The following is a 19,294-nucleotide window of genomic DNA, read 5'->3' on the forward strand; positions in this document are numbered from 1 at the left end:
CTATCCCGGCGACAAACGAATTTGTGTCGTTCGCCCAATCTTGGGTACAAGAAGGCCATTGCAGTTGTTCACGATTGGAGCCAACCATGGTTATGAAACTCGATCAACTTGTTAACGGTGCCATCAACGTGGGCTTCGGCGCCGCCGCCGTTGCCGTCGAGGGCGGCAAGAAGGTCCTTGACGACCTTGGTACCAAGGGCGAGCAGGTCCGCAAGGATGCTGGTACCCCCGATATCGCCCGCAGCGTGTCCGACATGTTCGAGCAGGCCGGCGGCACCATCTCCGATCTGTCCGAGCGCCTGGGCATGCAGGGCGAGACCGCGGCGCAGCGTGTGCTCGACGAGCTCATCCTGGCCCGCGTCCGCGTTATGACCGCTCCCGAGCGCACGGCCTTCTTGGCCCACGTGCGCGACATCGTCGATTCGGTCGAGGACAACGTGACCTCGGTGCCCGTCGAGTCCGTTGAGCCCGACGATGCAGAGGACACCGAAGAGGCCGAGTAGCAGCGCAGATGGCAGATTCCACCACCGATTACAACAATCTAGATCCCTTGGGTGACGAGGCGGCGGTTGTCGACGAGGTCGAGGCCGCCGTCTCGGGCGCTCGCAAGAAGCCGCGCGCTGTCGATATGGTCCCCGAGGAGCCCGACGCGATGGCGCCGGACGAGGAATACCAGCTCACGCCGGCAGGTCGTCGTGAGCGCATTGGGCAGATCGTTCGCCTTATCAAAAAGTACCGCGTATGGGATAACCTTACGCCGGTGCGCCTGCGTCGTCTGCTCGAAGAGCTCGGCCCCATGTTCGTCAAGATGGGGCAGATTCTGGCTAACCGGTCCGAGATCTTGCCGCAGCGGTTTTGCGACGAGCTGCGTCGCTTGCGCTCCGACGTAGAGCCGGTGCCGTATGAGGTAGTGCTCCGCTGTCTGGAAGAGGAGTACGGCCAGCGCTTGGGGCAGATGTTCGACGCGATCGACCCTAACCCGCTCGGAAGCGCGTCGCTCGCGCAGGTACACCGTGCCCGCTTGGTGACGGGCGAGGACGTGGCCGTTAAGGTGCAGCGCCCCGGCGCGCAGCAGGTCATGGCGCAGGACATCGACATCATTCGCTCGGTGGTGCGCATCGTTTCAAAGTTCGTCAACACCGACCAGTTTGTTGACTTACATGCCGTCGTCGAGGAACTGTGGGCCTCGTTTCGCGAGGAGACCAACTTTTTGGCCGAGGCCAAAAACCTCAACGATTTCTATGAGTTCCATAAGAGCGTCCATGGCGTGTCGTGTCCCAAATCCTACTTGGACCTTTGCACCGAACACGTCGTGGTCATGGACTACATTGACGGTATCTCGATTGCCGATCCCGAGCGCCTGGTGGCCGAGGGCTATGACCTGGAAAAGATCGGCTCGGCGATTGTCGAGGACTATTCGACGCAGGTGCTCGATGACGGCTTTTTCCATGCCGACCCGCATGCGGGAAACATCATCCTCAAAGATGGCATCGTTTACTTTATCGACCTGGGCATGGTCGGGCGCATGTCGAGTCACGACCGCGGTATCGTCAAGGATATGATTTTCGCCGTGGCCGAGGGCGACGTGCCCAAGCTCAAGGACTCGCTCATGCGCTTCGCCGTGACGCGCGGCGATTCGGCCGAGCTTGACCATTCGGCCTTTTTGTCCGACCTGGACTTTATCGTTGCCGACTTTGCGGGACTTGATCTTAAGGACCTGGATATCGGTGAGTTTTTGACCTCGTTGCTTAATTTGGCGCGCAAAAACGACGTCGAGCTGCCGAGCGTGGTGACAATGTTCGCGCGCGGCATGGTGACGCTCGAGGGCCTGCTGACCGAGTACATGCCCAACGTCAATATGATCCAGATCATCCAGGCGCACATCAAAAACGAGAAGAGCACCTATGCACGCATGCGCGACATGAGTCGCGATTTCGCTGCGAGTAGTTACCGTGCGGCCAAGGGTTCGCTCGAAGCGGCTGAGTATCTGGGCCTGGCGTCGCGGATGCTTACGCGCGGTCAACTTAAGCTGAACTTGCAGCTCATGAGCAGCGAAAAGGCGCTGCGCCAAGTGGGCTGCATCGTTGACCGCATGTCGATGGCCATTGTTATCGCCGGTCTGTTTATCGGTTCGTCGGTGGTGTACTACGCACGCATCGAGCCGGTCGTGCTCGGCATTCCGGTCATTGGCTTTTTTGGTTACGTGAGCGCGTTGGTGTTGGCGTTGATGCTGGGGCGCGAGATCTGGCGCAACAGCCACGGCGGCAAGCACTAGGGCCTGCGGCCTGCGCCGCTTTTTCCTATCGCAAACAATAGCTTTTACCTTGGGCTTCGCCTGTGTGCGGGGCCCTTTTGCGTGCTACCATATCGACGGTAATAATCGATGGCCTAGATGGTGGTGCGGAGACGCACGAATGCGCGGTTTTCCTGCGCGTTTGGGAGAATCGGGGTGCAAGTCCCCGGCTGTACCAGTAACCGTAATTCCTCTTGGTCCGGGATGGTCGCGTCGCAGATCGGACGGCGCGCCCGGGTCGTTAAGGTTAAGTCGGATCGCCTCCCATCTTGCACGCGGCCGCGGCGCATGCTGCCGGTACGCGTTGGGCTCTGGAGGGAAGGAGGACCCCGATGGGGGTACTCGAGCGCAATGTGCGCGATGACGTGGGGCAGCCGCTGGGCAATGCTCCAAGTGCAGACAGTAGGAGACAAATGGATATGTTTGAGGACGAGTGCCAGCGCGCCTCGTGGCGTCGTCATGGAGCGCTTGCCCGCGGCGTAGCCAAGCGCGGTTTGGTGGCGTTCCTGGCCTTCGCGATGGCATTCAGCACCACGCCGGCCCAGCTTTGGGCCGATGGCGCTGAGGGTATCGCCGAGGCCGTGGCTCAGGCCACGACGCCGAGCGAGGGCGCGCAGGCCACGGATGACGCTGCCGATAATACCGCGCCTGCTGCTGGCGCAAACGATCCGGCTACCGACAAATCCTCCGAAACTGGGGATACGAGTTCGGATGCGCCTGACAACGCGAGCAATGACGCGCTAGGCGACCCCGCTGCGTCAGACCCCGCTTCGGCCAATCCGGCGAATGAGGCGTCCGACACCACCGCCGAGACCGACGACGCGGCTGCGGTTGTCAGCGAGTCCAATGCGCCTAAGGCCGCACCTCGTGCCGCTGCTTCGCTTTCCTCGAATAATGGCGTCAGTGTAGGAAAGAGCAAGAACCCTACTCGTTGGGTTGGCTCTAACTTCACTGGCTTTATCCAGAGCAATACTACGCTCTATGCGAATGTCTGGACTTCGTCCAGCAAGCGCGCCAGTGTTTCGGGTTGCACCTATCAGTGGCTTGCTGCCGATATCGCCAACGGGAACGATGCGGACAACTCTGCGTTTGTTGCTGTCGAGGGCCAGACGGGCTCATCGATCGTTCTGGACGACGCCCTGCGCACTCAGCTTAACGGCAAGTGCCTGCGTGTACGTATTACCGATGCCAGCGGTAACGTCGTCTACGGTCCGGCTAAGAGTGCCGCCAACCAAAAGCTGCTGACGGCGACGAACACTATCAAGGCGCCCGTTCCTACTAAGACGGCCCTGGATGCAAAGTCTTTTGTCCTCATCCAGTCTTCGGCAGACGATTCGAGCTCGTATTCGTCCGTCAAGGCCGAGATACTGAACCCTGGCACTACACTTTGGGCGAATGCCTATGACGGCGAAGCGGTCCCCAATAAGCGTATTGCGGCGCAGGGTGGCTGGGCCTATCAGTGGCTTTCGTCCGATACGCGCGATGCCAAGGACTCTGCCTATCGGGTGATTCCCGGTCAGACCGGCCAGTCGCTAACGATTACGGACGAACTCGCCTCGCAGCTTGCGGGCAAGTACATTCGCGTTAAGGTTGTCGGCGACGGCCAGGAGCTGTACGGTCCGAGCGGATCTTTCAACACGCCCTCGTCTGTTGGCTACAATACCCCGGGCCCCGTTGCCGCGAGCGGCCAAATCGCGTTGGGCCATATCGTTCTCGCCTATAACGGCGCCGAATTTGGCGACGATTACGAGAACGTCCACAACGCCAACGTCGGCGACACGATTAAGGCTGCTGCCTACTACCTCAACTACGACACGCCGACTGACCTCTACGGTTCCGACAAGGTCGATTTTTCTTGGTGGGTGGCCGATTCCGCCGACGGCTCGTTCGAGCAGGTTGCAACTGGTGACACCTACACGGTTACCAAGGAGTGCGCGAACCGTTACCTCAAGGTGGTCGCTAAGGCCAAGAAGGGCATCCCCGGCTCCGATAGCTGCGAAACCAAGGCGGGTCGCATTCTGCCCAAGGGCGCGACAACGCTTGATTCGGTTGCGTTTACCAACGCGAGCAAGGGTGCTAAGGACACTGGCTCTACGATTGAGGCGTGCGCCTACAAGGCGGTCGACTACTCGTCTGAACCGGTTACCGAGGGCGTTACCTACACGTGGCGTTGGTCCTCCGTCGACCCGTCTTCCTCTGCGTTTGATGCGAAGACCGACTGGCATGTTGTCGAGGGTAAAACCGACAGCAGCTTTACGATTCCCGATGACTACGCCAAGCGCTGGGTGAGTGTGTCGGCCACTGCGGGCGATAACACCGTAGAGGCGACTACTGCCGTGGCCGTTAAGGCCGCAGGCTCGCACGAGCTGTTCCTGACGTATCTCAAAAAGATCGTCGGCGACCAGAGCGATGACGCCAGGTTTGTCTACAAGAGTGGCGAAAAGGTCGGTGTTACTGCATTCGAGAAAACGTCTGCAGGAACAAAGGGTGCCGAGCTTACATCCGATCAACTGACGTATACGTGGCAGATTGCCGATAGCGCCCAGGGTCCGTTCACGACGCTGACGGATGAAAACGCGCACAGGCCGTCGTTCGTAATTTCGCAAAAGTACGTCGGCAAGTACCTCAAGTGCATCGTCGACGGTGGCTACAACACCGACTATGCCTCCACGCGTTATGCCATCGTCAAGGGCGAAGATGCCAAGGCGTATACCCTGACATCGGTTAATGTCGCTTCGAGCGGCAACCTTGCACAGGTCGGCGGAACGCTTACCCCTACTGCCAATTACATGGCAACGGGCGATTGGGGCGATTACGAGACGGCGCTCCCCGAGGGCTCCCTTGTCGATTACCGCTGGTATCTCGCCGATGACGCTGAGGGCACAAATGCCCACGAGCTGTTTGGCGCCGACGAAACGACCGGCGCGATCACGCTTCCCGCCTCGGCCGAGGGCAAATACGCCTATGTCGTGGCAAACGCCGGCAACAACGATGTCAAGAGCACCGCTTGGCTCGTTAACTCTTCCGACGAAAAGTCTCTTTCCGTTAACGTCAGGGTTGTAGGCGTAAGCAAGCACGATGTCGGTCAGTCTTATGACCTTGTGGATTGGGTGCCGTCGACCTCGTATAACTGGTCGAGCACTCAAAAAATGTCTGCGTGGGACATCTTTGCCAAGGTGCTTGACGAGGCCGGCTATAGCTATAGCACGGACGGCGGCGTTCCCTATTCGGTTACGAACCCCGATAAGTCCCAGACGCTCGCGATGGAAAACACGGCGTCCGGCTATAAGTACTGGCGTTTTGATATTAATGGCAAGGCTGCCAACTCTTATGCCACGGGCTACTACCCGAGCGATGGCGACACGCTCGAGCTGGTGTACGAGGATCCCACGGGCACGGTTTCCACGCAGGTTTCCGCGACGTGTTCGGTCGTCGGCATCGACGCCAAGGGCGCTCAGCAGACCTGGGCCGCAGCCCAGAACATCACGCTGAAGAAGGGCTCGACTGCGGCCGACCTCTCCGAGCAGCTGTTCAAGCAGACCGGCCTCAAGGTTGACTACGACCCCAACGGCTCCTGGGGCTGGGCGCTCAATTCGATCACGTCGCCCTTCGACTCCAACCGCACGCTCGCCTACGATCCGGCGACCAAAGCGTATTGGCAGCTGTTCATCAACGGCAAGTCCTCCATGGTCGGCGCCGGCGGCTACACGCTCAAGGCCGGCGACTCAGTCGTCTGGTGCTACTCGAAGGACGGCGACCCCGCTCCTGCCGATCAGCTTTCTGTAAGCTGCACCGTTATCGGCCAGGATGCTTCGGGCGCTCAGCAGACGTGGGCACAGCCTACGATTGCTCTGGTGGACGAGGGCACAACCGCTGCGGATCTTTCCGAGCAGATCTTTAAAAAGGCCGGCATCGCCGCCGATACGGGGAAGGGTGCGTACGGCTGGTATCTCAATTCGTTGACTTCGCCGTTCGATAAGAGCGTGAAGCTCTCGAGCGAGAAGGTTAACGAAAACACCTGGAAATACTGGCAGTTCTTTGTCAATGGCAAGCCGACTGATGTTGGTGCGGGTGGCTACACGCTCAAGACCGGCGACGAGATCGCTTGGGTCTATGGCTCTGATGGGGCCATGCCCGGCCAAGTTTCCGTTTCGATGGAGATCATCGGCAAGAAGGACGAGAAGGCACAACGTTGGACCGATCCTTCGACTCAGGTGTTTGTCGAGGGCACGACGATCAAGGACGCTTCTGCTGCCTACTTTGACGCCATTGGTGTCGAGTCCAAGATGTATGACCAATTTGGCTATTGGGGTGTCCATAGCCTTGTTTCCCCGCTTGACGGTACCAAGCTGTCTGGCGCTTGGTCGTTCTTTGTCAACGGTGTCCCCGGTTCTCAGCTCGATAGCGACTATGTGCTCAAGTCGGGCGACAAGATTGTCTGGGCTTATGCTGCTGGCGATACTGTTCCCAACCCGGATGAAGTTGTAGTCGATCCGAGCGCTTCGCGCCCGACCGATTGGAAGGCCGACTGGAGTGGCAATTCCAATGCGGTTGTCGAGAACGTGTCCACGCCCACGGGCGCGTTGGCAAGCTCTTGGACGTTCGATTGGAAGGCCTACTCGGGTGCCACGTATCCCAACGCGAGCGAGCCTATCGTCGTGAACGGCAATGTGTATCTTGCCGTCAACAAGCGCTTGCTTAAGATCGATGCCGAGTCGGGCAAGGTGCTTGCCGAGTCGAACCTTAAGACTGCGATTGGCTACACCACGCGTCCGATCTATGCAAACGGATTGGTTATCGTGCCGCTCGATGGCGGTGCGGTCCAGGCTCTGACGGCCGATACGCTTACGACGGTTTGGGTTACCGACTCCGTGAGCAAATCCGCTCAGTCAAATTCTCAGTTGACGGTCGACGGCAACTACCTCTACGTCGGCACCGTTGATGTCGACTATGGTAAGGGCGTGTATAACAACGGCCATCTGACGCGCATCAATATCCTGACCGGTGCCGTTTCCTGGCAGCACGTCAACGCCGATGAGGGTTATTACTGGACGGGTGCTACCGTGGGTGACGGCTTTATTCTGGTTCCCACCAGCGCCGGTACCGTTGAGATGCTCGGCAAGTCTTCGGGCGCTGTGCTTGGAAGCGTTTCCGTTGGGGCTATCGTTAACTCCTCCTGTGTGCTCTCCGCCGACGGTAGCCATGCTTATCTGATTTCGCGCGATGGCAAGCTGCACGTTTTGGCGATTTCTGACGGTAGTTCGCGTGGTGCGGATGCCGCTTCGCGCATTTCCGAAGAGCGCGTCGTCGACCTGGGTCTTACGGGATGCGCCTGCATGCCTACGCTGTATGGCAACAAGCTGATTGTCGGCGGCGAGGTTTCCGGTGGCTCTGCGCTGGCGATTGTCGACCTTGATAATGACTTTGCTACGACGTTGGTTTCGTCTGCTGATGGCTCCGCGCTTCCCATCGGCGGCATCAAGGGTGCACCGCTCGTGAGCGCCCAGGCAGATGGCACGTATGTCTACTTCACGGTTAACTACGGTGCGACTTCCGACTATGTGAACTACACCTCGGGCGGCGGTGTCTATCGCTACAAGCTGGGTGACGCGCAGGCGACCGGTGCGTTTAGCGCAACGGGACACAACAACTACTGCGACTCGCCGATTGCCTGCGACGCCAAGGGCAACCTCTACTACATCAACGATTCCGGCACGTTGTTCAAGCTGAATGGTGGCGTTAAGGTCTCGTTCGAGACTGGCGATGGTTCCAAGGTCGATTTCCAGACTACGGCCGACGGCAAGCTGGTTAAGCCTGCCGATCCGACGCGTGAGGGCTACACCTTCGGTGGCTGGTACACCGATGAGGCTTGCACGGAGGCGTATGACTTCAGCACGCCGGTGACGGCCGATATGACGCTGTATGCCAAGTGGACCAAGAACGCCGTTAACCCTGACGGCAATGGCGGTTCTGGCTCTAACGGTGGCAGCGGCTCCGGCACTGGTGCTGGTACCGGCACGGGCGCTGGCGCGGGCACTGGCTCCGGCTCGAAGGGTGGCGCTGTCGCCCCGGGTCAGAAGCCGGTGACCAAGACGACGGTGTCGACCAAGACCGGGACCAAGGACAACAAGTCCGACAAGAAGGACTCCGACAAGTCCGACAAGAAGGACGAGAAGAAGTCTGACAAGAAGGACGGCAAGTCCGACAAGAAGTCCGACTCCAAGTCCGACAAGGCATCCGCTTCCACGACCACTGCCAAGAAGTCCACTGAGGCTTCCGCGCAGGAGTCTGGCCTCAACCCGCTCGCTATTGTCGGCATCGCGGCCGGCGTGATCGGCCTCGCGCTCATCGCCGTCTTCATGCTGACCAAGCGCGGCAAGGGTGACGGTAATGCCCGATAAGCCCAAGGAGACCAACGGGCAGCAGCCCGACTCCTCGTTTATCCAGCTCGACGATGCAAAGCAAAAGGGCGCCGCTTCGGCGGCGTCCGCCCCGCGGCGCAAGGCACTTGTCGGCGTTTTTACGGCTGCTTGCGTTGCCCTGATTGTCGTCTCGCTGGGGTTTGTCCATCCCTCCACAAGCGGTGCCTGGTCCATCGACTGGATCGTTCAGGCCGTGACGGGGGAGAGCGTCGTTGCCAACGACGCCAGGGGAGCTGCCTCGGCTGCTGCTTCTGGCAAAGCTGACTCTAAGAACTCCAAGGCTTCGGGCGATGCGAAAGATAAGTCCAAGGACTCGGGTGACGCCAAGGGCGATTCCGAGTCTTCGAACAAGAGCTCGGATAAAAACTCGGATGGCAAAAAGTCTGAAGACCAGCGTGGCAAGAAGTCTGGCGATGTATCGGCTGCTCAGAATACCGAAACTGCCGATACTTCTAACACGTCTGGTGGTACCTCTTCGGGCGGCGGCCAATCGTCTGGCGGCGCCTCTGCTTCTAACGGCGGAACCGCCTCCTCGGGCGGCCAGGGCGGCACGCAGGAGCCCAGTTACGTCACGGTGACGGTTGCGGTCACATCGAGCGCCGTGGGCAATCCTGTGTCCGCCGGCGGCACCTATACCTTTAACGAAGGTGCCACCGTCTACGACGCCCTATGCGCGCTCGGGCTTTCCGTCAACGCACACGGCTCATCGTACGGCACGTATGTCGCCGCGATCGGCGGTTTGGCCGAGAAGCAGTATGGCGGCACGAGCGGTTGGATGTACTCTGTCAACGGCTCGACGCCCATGACGGCCTGCAGCAACTACGTTCTCTCCAACGGCGACAACGTCGTCTGGTATTACGTAACAGGCTAGGGATCTCAACATAACGCACGGAACGGGCAGCTCGGACAAACATCCAGGCCGCCCGTTTTTTGATGCGAATGGGACGGAGTTTCCCAATCAAGGCTCAACCGGAAAGCGCGTCCCACTCTGGAGGGGGATTCCGGGATGCAGTTTCCGCTTCGATGGCCATTGGGAAACCGCGTCCCGTTCCGAGGTCGGATTCCGGGATGCACTTTCCGCTTGAGTGGCGTTGCGGAAACTGTGTCCCGCTTTGAGGCCTCAATCTGGGACGCGCTTTCCGGAACGGCGCCCATGGGGAAGGCGCGTCCCATTTCGGCACCGTGGCCCGTCCCGTACGTCTTCCTCGACAGCCTCGGCAAACAAAAAACCGGTTGGAACGGGAATTCCAACCGGTTATACATTCAAGCAAATAGCGAATCGACTACGACCGTGCGCCCTCGAGGAAAAAGCGGCGGCTGAAGTAGTTGTACCAAGTGACGAGGAACGTGGCGATGGCCTTCATGGCCTGGTAGCCGATGCTCAAAAACGTGACGCCCACAAACATGTACAGGTCGTTGAGGCCCAGGCCGATCACCGACAGGATGGTGAAGATCGTGAACTCGCGCTTGCGGCTCATGCCTTCGCGGTGGTCGAACACGTACTTCATGCTGAGCCAGTAGTTGACCACGACGGATGTGATAAACGAAACCGTGGTGCTCATCAAAAAGTCAAGGTGAAACAGCTCGACGAGCGCAATGAGCATGCCCCAGTCGATGCCAAAGGAGATAAGACCCACGACAGCGAACTTGAGGAATTGCTTGGTATGAGGTTGTGCCAGTGCCTTGCGCACGTAATCACATCCAATGCGTTGATGAATCGAGCAGAGGATACTTTAGAGCTTTTGCAAGGGAAACGTAAGGTCTTTGCCAAGAACTATACGAACTCGCCAAATTTTCAAGAGCTAATCCGCAAACGTTGAAAATTTGCCCGTAAACGAACGATGCCCACGGGCGATACTGTACTGAGCACGCATTGTCCGTGGGCATCGTAAGGCTGTAAGGTTGCGAGTTACTTGGTCTCGTCACCCTCCAGGAAGATCTTTCGGGTCACAAAGTTGTAGACCATGACAAGCGCGGTGGCGCAGATCTTGGCGATATTGGCCTCGAGCCCCAGACCGGCGTTGAGTGTCAGCACGATACCGTCGTTGAGTGCCAGGCCGATCACGGACAGCACGACAAAGATGATGAACTCGCGGCGGCGGCTCATGCCTTCCTTGTGCGCAAACACGTACTTCATGCTTGCGAGGTAGTTAAAGATGAGTGAGATGATAAAGCCGCTGGTGTTGGCGATTAGGATGTTGAGGCCCAGACCGTAGTGGAGCAGATTCATAATGCCAAAGTCGATAACCGTGGCAATGACACCGACGACGCCAAATTTCATGATCTGCGCAAGGAGCTTTTGCATGGTACCTGCCTTAAGCCGGCGCCGGGGCGCCGTGGGGATGACAAACTTAGCAAGTTTAGCCAATCCCCGCGGGTGGTGCTAGGCGCGCTCCTCGATAGCACCGTTTCTATATGCATCGAGGAGCTGGCGCAGGTCCTGGATTTGGCTGCGGATCTTGGCGCCAGTATCGGTGTCGCTTACCATGCGGCGACGGTCTGCTTGGTCAAAACGGTTGGTCTCGCTTTCGATGTCCACGTTGCGCGTGAGTGCCTCGGCAACCGTCGTAAAGGCCCGGTGCGACTTGAGGCGGCAGCCGCGCGAGCTCGAGATGAGCGTATAGCCGGCGATGCCCGTCTTGGGATGGTAAGCGCGGCAGAAGCCGCCATCGATGACCAGTAGCTTGCCCTCGGCGCGGATGGGCTGCTCACCCTTGGTGGTTTTAACGGGCGTGTGGCCGTTGATGATGTGGCCGGTCGGCGAACATGCCATGGGCGCGACGCCAAACTCGCGCATGATGTCGTCGCAGACCGAGGGCGACTTGGTAAGCGTAAAGTATGGGTCCATCGGCTCGACCCAGGTGCTCTTATCGGCGATATAGGCGCGCTCAAAGGTACGCACCAGGCGTCCACTGGCGGGCGAGTTAAAGCCAATCCACAGGTACCACATCCAGTCGAGGGCGTCGCGGTCGCCCACGCGCCAGGCGCGGCGGGCGATGTGGTCGCAAAAATCGAGATAATCGCGGCCAGCGTGCCAGGTGCCCAGACAGTTCATGCTGCTAAAGGTGCCGTCTTCGTTGAGCGGCACGCAGCCATGGAACAGCAGGTTGCCGTTGGTGACCTTGTACATCGAGCCGTGGGAATAGAGGAAATCGATATGGCGATGCAGGTGATCGGCGGTGACAAACTCGGAAACGAGCTTGTCGATGATGTGCTGCTCCTGGGGCGTGAGCGTATAGGGGTCCGCCGGGTCGACGGTGGGGAAGTCGTTGGTCGTGAGCGGCCACACGCTGCCGTCGGCGAGCGTGACCGTGCCGGTGTCGTGATCGATCTTGTCGAGTAACAGGCGGTCGGTCATATCGAACTCGGGGTGGCGCTGGATAATCTGGCCCTCGAGCTTAAAGAGCAGCACGTTGATGGCCTTGATCAGCGGGGTGATGGACTCACCGGCGGTGTAGGTGGCATCGGCAAAGGCGACAAGCTCGCGCAGCGAGATGCCGTAGTCGTTCTCGAGGATCTCGTAATTGTCGTAGCGTAGGTTATTGCGCAACACCGTGGCGATGCAGGCGGGCTCACCGGCCGCAGCACCCATCCACAGCAGGTCGTGGTTGCCCCACTGGATGTCGAGCGAATGGTAGGTGAGCAGACGGTCCATAATCTTGGCCGCGCCGCCGCCGCGGTCGAAGATGTCGCCCACCAGGTGCAGGTGGTCGACGGCCAGGCGCTTGATGAGCGAAGCGAGCGACTCGATAAAGTCGTCGGCGCTGGCGGTCTCCAGGATGGACTCCACGATGCGCTCGTGATAGCGCACGCGATAGTTGTTCTCGTCCGGGTGCGTGTGCAACAACTCATCGATGATATAGGCGTAGTCGCGCGGGATGGCCTTGCGCACCTTGGAGCGCGTGTAGCGGCTTGAAAGCGAGCGAGCGACCATGATGAGCTGATCAAGCATCGTTTTGTACCAGGTTGGCGAGTCCTCGCGCTGGCTGCGGACCAGCTCGATCTTCTCGCGCGGGTAGTAGATGAGCGTGCACAGCTCGCCCTTTTCGTCAAAGGAGAGCGTGTCGCCAAAGATCTCGTCGATATGTTCGCGCACGACGCCCGAGCAGTTGTTGAGGATGTGCATGAAGGCTTCGTACTCGCCGTGCACGTCGCTCATAAAATGCTCGGTGCCCTTGGGTAGGTTGAGGATGGCCGAGAGGTTGATAATTTCGGTAAACGCGGATTGTTCGGTGGGGAACTGTCTCGACAGCAGGCGCAGATACTTGAAGTCTTGCGGGTTGCGATCGAATGCGACCATGAAACACCTTCCGATGGGGCTGGTAAAACTGATAAACAGCGTCAAACGTTTATCAGTATGCGCCGCTTTTGTTTCGATTTTGCGCCAGCGGCTGAATTGTCGGCTGAACGGTTTGGTAAATCGATTTAGTTGAGGTAGATATGGCGGTTGAGTGGAGACGACAGAGGGTGTTTTCTCAGATATTTATGCGTGGGGTCGGTGGAGACGATGGTGGTAATGATGTTCGCTATTTTTGGTTCGATTTGGTAAATAGTGGACATATGTACCGTATGTAGGCTCACTGTGCGATAATTTGCGCAGCAATGAGTAAGGAGCCTCATATGAGTGATTTTGTCCTGACCTGTGAATCCGCCGCCGACCGAACCCGTGAGTTCTTTGCGTCGCGCAATATCCCTGTCGTGTGTTTTCATTACGAGATCGACGATGTTGTCCATACGGACGATCTGTATCAGTCGATTACGCCGGACAAGTTTTTTGCCCAGATTGCCGCGGGCGCCATGCCCAAGACGTCTCAGGTGAGTGTGGGTGAGTACGAGGAGTTTTGGGAGCCGTTTGTTGCCGAGGGTAAGGATGTACTGCACCTGACGCTATCTTCGGGTATTTCGGGTACATATGGTTCGGCTTGCGTTGCGGCGCAGATGCTCGCGGATCGCTATCCCCAGGGCGGCAAGGTGCGCGTCATCGATTCGCTGGCGGCGTCTTCGGGCTTTGGCCTGTTGCTGGAATATGCCGCCGACGTGCGCGATAGCGGGGCTTCACTCGACGAGACGGCTTCCTGGATCGAGGAGCACAAACTCAACCTGCACCACTGGTTCTTCTCGACCGATCTGTCGAGCTACCTACGAGGCGGTCGCATTTCGGCTGCGAGTGCGATCATCGGCACGGCGCTTAAGATTTGCCCGCTTATGACGGTCGATTGCGACGGTAAGCTGGCACCGCGTGAGAAGATTCGCACCAAGAAGCGCGCGATTTCCGAGATGGCCAAGACCATGATGGCACACGTGCAGGACGGTGTGGATTATTCGGGTAAGTGCATCATGTCGCACTCGGCGTGCCGTGAGGATGCCGAGGCAGTTGCGGCGCTGATTGAGGAACAGGTTCCGCAGCTTAAAGGCAAGATTGAGATCAATGACATCGGTACTCTGATTGGCTCGCATACCGGACCTGGTACGGTGGCGCTCTTCTTTATGGGCGACAAGCGCGTGGATTAATTTGCCCCATCACGTCGCTGCATGTTTGTTCAAGCGAAAACGGCCCGCCTCATTTGTGGGGCGGGCCTTGCTGTTGCGGCTAGCGTTTCTTTCCGCGGAAGAAGAAGCCGTGCAGTGATGGCTTGAGGCCGCGATTGGCGCGATGCTCCTCGACGCGCTCGTGGATCGAAGCGACGCGCTCGATGACTTCGTCGGGAATCGGCACGTCGGGATTCATGTTCTCGACTTGGCTGACCTCGGCGGCGGCGACCTGGTCGATAATGGGCACATCGTCGCGCGAGATGACAGGTGTGGTGTCTTCCTTCATTTTGCGATAACGCTGCATCATGTCGGTCTGTAGCTGCTGGGCCGAAGGCGGCGTCCAGATGATGGCGTTGGCGCCGGCGGCGATGGTTTCACGGATGCTCTCGGGCGTCTTGCCGCCCGGTGCGATGAGCGGCAGGTTGGGATAGTGCTCGCGCAGCTCGCGTAGGACCTGGGGCGTGTTCTTGCCGGCGGCGATGTTGAGAATCTTGGCTCCGGCGCGCACCTTGGCGTGAGCATCGTCGTCGCAGCGAACGACCGTGGCGATGACGGGGATGTCGGCGATGTTGGTGATGTGCTCGACCATCTCGGCAGTGGCGGGGGAGTTGACCACGCAGCCCGCCGCGCCCTGCATCTCGGAGACGGCTGCCATCTGCACGGAGCGCTTACCGGTCGTAGTTCCGCCGCCCACGCCTACAAAGACCGGGCACTCGGCGACGGTCAGCAGCGCTTGCGTAATGGCGGGCTGCGGCGTGAAAGGGTAGACCGCAAAAACGGCATCGGCGTTGGAGTTGCGGATAACCGCGACATCGGTGGTGTAAATGAGCGACTTGATGCGGCGGCCGAAGAGCGTGAAGCCGCTGGCCTCCTCGATCTCGTCGGGCATGCGAAGGGCAGCCTTGCGCAGACGTCCGTCGATGGGCAGGGGCTCCATGGGGAGCAGTCCGTTGGGGGTCACGGCTACCTGGGGCTCGGTGAACTCGTCTGCGAGCTCGACCTCGGAGAAATCGACCGAGGCGACGATGTCCTCGTGAACCTCGGCGGGCACATCGATGGAAGCTTGGTCGTTTGCCGCGGCAGGCGTGTCGAAGGAGCTGGTGCCGACGAAGGCGTCGACGCGCTCATTTAGATCGTTGAGGGTATCCATGGAGGCTCGATTCTATGTGATAACGGCCGGCGCTACGCAGCCGGAATTGCGAATGCTAAATCGTTTGACGAGTTGATTTTTCCCCGCCGCGCCATCCGTTAGACCGAAGGGCCGGCGAACGTGAAGGAGCTGTGGTGGCGGGTATCGAGGTGCTATCTTGAAAGTCCCGTTTAAAAGAGAGGTGACGCGGTATGGAATTGACAGCAATGTTTGGCTCGATTGGCCTGTGTGTGGGCGCAATCGTTGCCGCCGCGGTCATCTACTTTGTGGTCACGGCCATTAAGGGCAAAAGGGCCGAACGCAAAGAGCGCGCAATGCTTAAACAGCATCGCGACCAGCAGGGCAAACGCGCACAGAGATAGCTTGTTGAGTTTTGGATCCGTGCGCTAGCTGCGTTTTCGGATCAGGGCAATGTAGAAGCCCTCAAAGTCGCGGCTAGGCGGAATGGTGAGCGTGCCGGGCAGGCCGTTGGCGATGACCGATACCTGACCCGCGGCAATGGCCTCGGTCAGGGCGTTGGACTCGATGCGCGGCTCCTCACCAGCTTCTTGGGCGCGGCGTGCTTCACTTTCGCTTGGCGTGCCGTCGAGGGGGATGAGCTCGCAGTCCATATGCTTGGCGAGGGCCTCTTGCAGGGCGTCCTCGTTTTCCTGCGGCAAGATCGAACAGGTCGAATAGACGAGCGTGCCGCCCGGTTTGAGGGCACCCATGGCGCGGTCCAGAAGTGCCCGCTGCGATCGGGCGCACTTGCTCAGCAACTGCTCGGTGAGGCCGCGCAGGCTTTTCTCGTTGCCGCTGATGACGGTGCCCGTGCCGGTGCAGGGAGCGTCGAGCAGGATGCGGTCGAAGCGGAAGAACTCGTCGAGCTCGCGTGCGTCGATGCGCATGACGGGCACGTTTTTGGCACCCTGGCGATGGAGGTTTGACTCGAGCTTTTCGGCGCGGGGAATGCTCATCTCGCAGGCCGTGAGGTGTGCCTGGCCCTGGGTGAGGGCGGCGATCTGCGTTGTCTTGCCGCCAGGGGCTGCGCACATGTCCAGGATGTCCTCGCCGGCCTGAGCGCCCAGGACCAACGGCGGCATCATGGACGACAGGCTCTGCAGATAGATTTTGCCGTCGCGGTAGATGCCGAGATCCCACAGATCGGAAACCTGGGCCTCGGGCAGGATAAAGGCGTCTGGGTACCAAGCGACGGGGTTGTGGGCGATGCCGGCGGCACCGAGCGCCGCAGCGATGTCCTCGGCGGTCGCCTTGAGCGTGTTGGCGCGCAGCGTGACCGGGCGTGTGGCCGCGGCGCCGAAGCCCTCGATCATGAGCTCGGCATCGGCGGGCGCATAGGCGCCGGCGACCGTGTCGACCATAAAGCGCGGCAGGTCGACGGCGGAGTGTTGGGCGGCAAGCTGGTCGGAAAGCTCGGTAGCGGCAAACTGCCTGAGCTTGAGCTCGGGCTTAACCTGCTTTTTCTGCTTACGACGACGCGGCTTGGACATCCGTCTTTCCTTCCCATTCCATTAAAAGTAGTCAATTTGGGACGGGGCTATTATAGCTGCCCGTCCGTTTCGGCAGGCGTTGCAGTTAAATTTGGGACGGGGTAGCTAAAATAGCCCCGTCCCAAATTGACTACTCTGCCTTGGCGGTTGCCTAGTACTGGCTCTCGTGCTTGCTGAAGAAGTCGAAGCGCGGGGGCAGCGGCTTTACGCGGTGCTCGCCGGGCTTCTCGCCCAGGCTCTCCACGAACTTGTCCGTGGAAGTAAAGATGTTGTCCCAGCTAAAGAACGCGACCGGGTCGACGTCGAAGTACTCACAGATGAGCTCGCAGCCGGCCGGGACGATGCCGTGCATCAGGACGGTTGCCACGCGCAGCTCGGTAAAGGCGTCGACGAGGGCCTGCGTCATGGCGGCATTGGCCGGCTCGCCCTGGAGCTTGTTGGCGGCCTTGGAGGCATCGCTCCAGCGCTTGTTGGCGGCGCGCAGGTAGTCGTCGCACACGGCGAGCGCGCGGTGCGTCTCGAACTTGTACATGGCCTGCTCAAAGGCGAGGGCTGCCTGTTGGGCGGCTTCGACCACGGTATCAGAGGCGGCACCGGCGGGGATGCAGCCGTTGCGGTAGGGGCTCTCGTCGCCTTCCTTGACGGCGACGCCGTAGAAGCAGCTGCGGGCCAGACGGTTGAACACGCCAGTCAGCAGCGCACTCTCCTTAAGGGCCGGATCGATGACGCGCTTGTCGTCGCAGGCGCGCACCTCGTTGCCGTCCTTGTCCTTGCCGGTTACGCGCGTGTCGTATGCCTTGGGGCTAAAGCTCACCGGCTTTTCGGACAGGCCGAGCGACAGCCAGTGCGCGCGCATCTGCTCGCAGGTGTAGTGGTTGAGCAGGTCGTCTGCCGGCGGGGGAGGCGTCTGCGAGGACGAGCTGGCCTTTTTGCCCATGTAGAGCAGGTGGTAGCAGGCGCTGACGGTGCTCTGCGTGAGGTCCCAGCCCAGGGCCTCCCACATGGCGGTCTGCGCGATGCAGTAGAAGTAGATGTTGTCCTGACCGATAAACTGGTAGATCTGTGCGTCGTCCGAGCACCACCAGTCGCGCCAGTCGAGTGAGCTGTGCTGGTAGGTGGGCGCGGGCACCTGCGTGGAGTCGGCAGCGGGCTCGCCCATGAGGGCGGCATCCTGGGCGGCGACACCCTCGGTCACGCCGGCGGCCTTGGCATCGCGTGCGAGTACGGTGCGGGTGTAGCTGATGGGCGCCCACAGGCTCTCGGGCCAGCACCAGCAGGTGACGTCGGAAACGCCGTCGACCTCGGGCACCGGAACGCCCCAGTCGATGTTGCCGGTGATGCGGAAGGGCACGAGCGCCTTGCCGCTGCGGAAGCGCACGCCGCCATTGGCGAGCACCGCGTGGGCGTCGTCGCGCTCTTTCCAGCTGGGGAAGGTGACGGTAAAGCTGCTCTTGTTGCCCTCGGGCTCCAGCACGGTGTGCTCGGGAAGCTGATCCTCGACGGCATCGAAGGCCTCGCGGAACTTGTTCTGGATGTAGAGCTGAGCCGGCAGCAGCCATTCCTCCATGGTCTTGGAGACCACGGAGCGAACCTGCGGGTTCTGGGCGAGCTTGGCGGTATAGGTCTTCATAAAGTCGAGGTAGGCCGGCAGGTCGAAGTAGAGGTTGTCGACCGGGCGCAGTTCGGGCACCTCGCCGGTGAGCTGGCTCTTGGGCGCGATGAGCTCCTCGGGCTCAAACTGGTGACCCAGGTCGCACTCGTCGGCATAGGCCTTCTCGGACTTGCAGCCCTGGATGGGGCAGCGGCCGATCACCTGACGGCCGTTGAGGAACGTGCCGGCCTTGGCATCGTAGAACTGCAGCGTGGAGCGCTTGGAGATGGTGCCCTGCTCGTGCAGGCGCTTGATAATCTCGGCGGTTACCTCGTTGTGAATCTGCGCGGCCGGCTCAAGGCCCGAGCCGCCGTAGATGTCGCAGCTGATGTTGTAGTTGTTGAGGGTCGCGGCCTGGCGGGAGTGATTGGACTCGACATACTCGCCGATGGACTTGTCGTAGCCCTCGTTCTCCTTGAGCTTGCGGTAGCTCTCCATGATGGGCGAACCGTAGCAGTCGGTGCCCGAGGTGAAGATGACGTTTTCGCGGCCCAGGCGGTCGCGCAGGAAGCGGGCGAAGAAGTCGGCCGGGACAAAGACGCCGCCGACGTGGCCAAAGTGCAGACCCTTGTTGCCGTAGGGCTCGCCGGCGGTAACGATGGCGCGGCGCGGCCAGCTGGGACGGTCGTTCATGGAGTATTTGGATGCCATGGGACTCCTTCGCATATGGTGAGAGCGCGGCCGGGCACGGGGTTCGGCGGCGCGGTGGTCAATTCGTGCATATCGTTCGACATTATCGCACATGCGGGCGGGTGC

General features: G+C 60.0%; 12 protein-coding genes. 6 read left to right on the forward strand and 6 right to left on the reverse strand.

Going from position 1 to position 19,294, the window contains the following annotated elements; translation table 11 throughout:
* Positions 1-86: 86 nt before the first annotated feature.
* The 4 genes from ABHT90_RS03845 (at position 87) to ABHT90_RS03860 (ending at position 9,586) form a co-directional block, all read left to right on the forward strand.
* Positions 87-503, forward strand: a complete 417-nt coding sequence (locus tag ABHT90_RS03845) for a hypothetical protein (protein WP_346981678.1) — start codon at positions 87-89, stop codon at positions 501-503.
* A gap of 8 nt (positions 504-511) precedes the next feature.
* A complete protein-coding gene (locus tag ABHT90_RS03850) occupies positions 512-2,275 on the forward strand; it encodes an ABC1 kinase family protein (RefSeq protein ID WP_346981679.1) in 1,764 nt (587 codons plus the stop codon).
* Positions 2,276-2,706: 431 nt separating this feature from the next.
* Positions 2,707-8,694, forward strand: coding sequence for a DUF4430 domain-containing protein (locus ABHT90_RS03855; protein ID WP_346981680.1), 5,988 nt, complete (start codon positions 2,707-2,709; stop codon positions 8,692-8,694).
* Positions 8,684-9,586 carry a DUF4430 domain-containing protein gene (locus tag ABHT90_RS03860; RefSeq protein WP_346981681.1) on the forward strand — a complete coding sequence of 301 codons (903 nt, stop codon included), beginning with the start codon at positions 8,684-8,686 and terminating at the stop codon, positions 9,584-9,586. The genes ABHT90_RS03855 and ABHT90_RS03860 overlap by 11 nt, the downstream gene beginning before the upstream one ends.
* A 412-nt stretch (positions 9,587-9,998) precedes the next feature.
* Here the strand turns inward: ABHT90_RS03860 and ABHT90_RS03865 are convergent, their stop codons facing one another.
* The 3 genes from ABHT90_RS03865 to ABHT90_RS03875 form a co-directional block, all read right to left on the reverse strand.
* On the reverse strand, positions 9,999-10,406 hold the full coding sequence (locus tag ABHT90_RS03865; protein WP_022095123.1) for a GtrA family protein: 408 nt from the start codon (positions 10,404-10,406) through the stop codon (positions 9,999-10,001).
* A 218-nt stretch (positions 10,407-10,624) separates the two neighbouring features.
* Positions 10,625-11,020 carry a GtrA family protein gene (locus ABHT90_RS03870; protein ID WP_006235398.1) on the reverse strand — a complete coding sequence of 132 codons (396 nt, stop codon included), beginning with the start codon at positions 11,018-11,020 and terminating at the stop codon, positions 10,625-10,627.
* Between the two features lie 78 nt (positions 11,021-11,098).
* Positions 11,099-13,015, reverse strand: coding sequence for a fructose-1,6-bisphosphatase (locus ABHT90_RS03875; RefSeq protein WP_346981682.1), 1,917 nt, complete (start codon positions 13,013-13,015; stop codon positions 11,099-11,101).
* 320 nt (positions 13,016-13,335) lie between these two features.
* Here ABHT90_RS03875 and ABHT90_RS03880 point away from each other — a divergent pair, with 320 nt between their 5' ends.
* On the forward strand, positions 13,336-14,226 hold the full coding sequence (locus ABHT90_RS03880) for a DegV family protein (protein WP_346981683.1): 891 nt from the start codon (positions 13,336-13,338) through the stop codon (positions 14,224-14,226).
* A 79-nt stretch (positions 14,227-14,305) separates the two neighbouring features.
* Here ABHT90_RS03880 and ABHT90_RS03885 read toward each other — a convergent pair whose 3' ends face one another.
* Entirely contained in the window at positions 14,306-15,397 is a 1,092-nt protein-coding gene (locus ABHT90_RS03885; RefSeq protein WP_346981684.1) for a beta/alpha barrel domain-containing protein, read from the reverse strand.
* Between the two features lie 191 nt (positions 15,398-15,588).
* On the opposite strand from ABHT90_RS03885, the gene ABHT90_RS03890 reads away from it, so the two are divergent.
* The gene (locus tag ABHT90_RS03890) at positions 15,589-15,759 is read left to right on the forward strand and encodes a hypothetical protein (protein WP_006235403.1); all 171 of its coding nucleotides are present in this window, start codon (positions 15,589-15,591) and stop codon (positions 15,757-15,759) included.
* 24 nt (positions 15,760-15,783) lie between these two features.
* Here the strand turns inward: ABHT90_RS03890 and ABHT90_RS03895 are convergent, their stop codons facing one another.
* Both ABHT90_RS03895 and ABHT90_RS03900 read right to left on the reverse strand, forming a co-directional pair.
* Positions 15,784-16,887, reverse strand: coding sequence for an RsmB/NOP family class I SAM-dependent RNA methyltransferase (locus ABHT90_RS03895; RefSeq protein ID WP_346981685.1), 1,104 nt, complete (start codon positions 16,885-16,887; stop codon positions 15,784-15,786).
* A 151-nt stretch (positions 16,888-17,038) separates the two neighbouring features.
* Positions 17,039-19,189, reverse strand: a complete 2,151-nt coding sequence (locus ABHT90_RS03900; protein ID WP_346981686.1) for a methionine--tRNA ligase — start codon at positions 19,187-19,189, stop codon at positions 17,039-17,041.
* Between the last annotated feature and the right edge of the window lie 105 nt (positions 19,190-19,294).

It is taken from the genome of Collinsella aerofaciens, from assembly GCF_039758815.1.
Lineage (GTDB): Bacteria > Actinomycetota > Coriobacteriia > Coriobacteriales > Coriobacteriaceae > Collinsella > Collinsella aerofaciens_BP.